The 1990-nt window shown below is 73.1% G+C and carries 3 protein-coding genes; all 3 read left to right on the plus strand.

What is annotated here, in order from left to right; all coding sequences use genetic code 11:
* On the plus strand, positions 1-1114 hold a 1114-nt coding region (gene dprA, locus FKV24_RS10275; protein ID WP_141482319.1), incomplete at its 5' end, for a DNA-processing protein DprA.
* A gap of 90 nt (positions 1115-1204) precedes the next feature.
* Positions 1205-1693 carry a DUF494 family protein gene (locus tag FKV24_RS10280; protein ID WP_111265296.1) on the plus strand — a complete coding sequence of 163 codons (489 nt, stop codon included), beginning with the start codon at positions 1205-1207 and terminating at the stop codon, positions 1691-1693.
* A gap of 144 nt (positions 1694-1837) precedes the next feature.
* Positions 1838-1990, plus strand: a 153-nt coding sequence (locus FKV24_RS20235) for a DUF4339 domain-containing protein (RefSeq protein WP_141482320.1), incomplete at its 3' end; no start/stop codon positions are given.

The following is a 1990-nucleotide window of genomic DNA, read 5'->3' on the forward strand; positions in this document are numbered from 1 at the left end:
ACGCTGCGGCTGCCCGCTCGCGGCGCTGTCCGCCGGGGCGCCGCTGTGGCGGGCCTGCGGTCTGAGCGACAGGCAGGTCGCCGCGCTGCGACGGCGATCCTCGCCCTCCCTCGCCAGCGCGCTCGAGTGGCTGCGCACGCCCGGCCATCACCTGCTCGGCTGGCACGACCCGGACTATCCGCCGCTGCTGCGACGGGCCGCGTCGCCGCCCCTCGCCCTGTTCGTCGCCGGCGATCCGCTCCTGCTCTGGTACCCGGCGGTGGCGGTGGTCGGCAGCCGCCGCCCCACACCCGGCGGCCGCGACAACGCCCACCGGTTCGCCACCGCCCTGGCCCACGCCGGGCTGGCGATCGCCAGCGGCCTGGCCCATGGCATCGACACCGCCGCGCACACCGCCGCGCTGGAGGCCGGCGCCACCACCATCGCGGTCCTGGGCACCGGTCCCGACATGCCCTACCCCCGCGCCAACACCGGCCTGCACGCCCGCATCGCCGCCGCCGGGGCGGTGGTCAGCGAGCACCTGCCGGGGACCGGCCCGCGGCGGGAACACTTCCCGCGCCGCAACCGCATCCTGGCCGGGCTCACGCTCGGCACCCTGGTGGTTGAGGCGGCACGGCGCTCCGGCGCGCTGATCACCGCGCGGCTGGCGGCCGAGGCCGGCCGCGAAGTGTTCGCACTGCCCGGATCGGTCCACAACCCGATGGCCGCCGGCTGCCACCGGCTGATCCGCGACGGCGCCGCCCTGGTCGAGCACCCCGACGAGGTGACCGCCGCGCTCGGAGCGCTGGCCGCGGCCCTGGCCGGCGACCTGCGGCAACGCCTTGAACCGACGCCCGCCGCCCCCACATCCGGAGGCCGCGCCGGCGTCCATGCCGCTGTCACGGGGCCGGGCGATGATGCCTGGCGGGCCGCCCCGCGGCTGGGTCTCACCCACTCACGCGACGGCCACGACCACAACAAATTGTGGGAGGCACTGGGGCACGACCCCATCGGTATGGATCAACTGGTCGAGCGCAGTGGATTGACGACCGCCCAAGTGTCCTCCATGCTGCTGCTCATGGAGCTTGATGGACGCGTGACGGTGCAGCATGGCCGGTACTTCCGAAGCCACTGAACGGACACGGTCGGTACCCCCGCCGCGTCGGTGCACAAACCGGCGATTCATCCTGACCCAACGCGCCGCGTGCGGCGCAGGCTGAGGGAAATGAAAGAAAGCATCCTGGACGTCCTGCTGTACCTGTTCGAGCACTACTTCACCCACGAGGCGGACCTGGTCCGCGACCGCGACTCCCTCACCGGCGGCCCCCTGTTCGAGGAACTCGGACAGGCCGGCTTCAGCCCCGCCGAGATCAACAAGGCCTTCGAATGGCTCGACGCGCTGGCCCGCCAGCGCCCCAGTGCCGCGGTCGCGCGCGCCGACGGCCCGACCCGGGTCTACGCCGCGCCCGAGCTCGACCGCCTGGACACCGACTGCCGTGGCTTCCTGCTGTTCCTGGAGCAGCACGGCATCCTCGACGCCGGCCAGCGCGAGCTGGTGCTCGACCGCGCGATGGCGCTGGACCAGGACGAGGTCGACCTGGACGACCTGAAATGGGTCGTGCTGATGGTGCTGTTCAACCAGCCCGGCGCCGAGGCCGCCTACGCCTGGATGGAGACGCAGATCTTCGCCGACGAGCCCGAACCGGTGCACTGACACCGGCCGCGGTCGGCACGGCGCCCCCACTCGCGCCGGCATCGGGGAGGATGCCGGCGACGCGCGCCACCGCCGCATGGCACCATTGGCGCCAGCAGTGAGGCGCGCCGATAGCGGACGTTGGAAGAAGATCAGGGGAAATCGATGACTCAGTGGTACTACAACGACCCGGCCCGCGGCCAGGTCGGCCCGCTCGACGGCGACCGTCTGCGCGAGGCCTGGCAGCGCCGCGAACTGGCCGCCGACACCCTCGCCTGGCGCGAAGGGATGAGCCAGTGGCAGCCGCTGTCGCAGCTG

This window comes from Marilutibacter maris (genome assembly GCF_006546735.2).
Lineage (GTDB): Bacteria > Pseudomonadota > Gammaproteobacteria > Xanthomonadales > Xanthomonadaceae > Marilutibacter > Marilutibacter maris.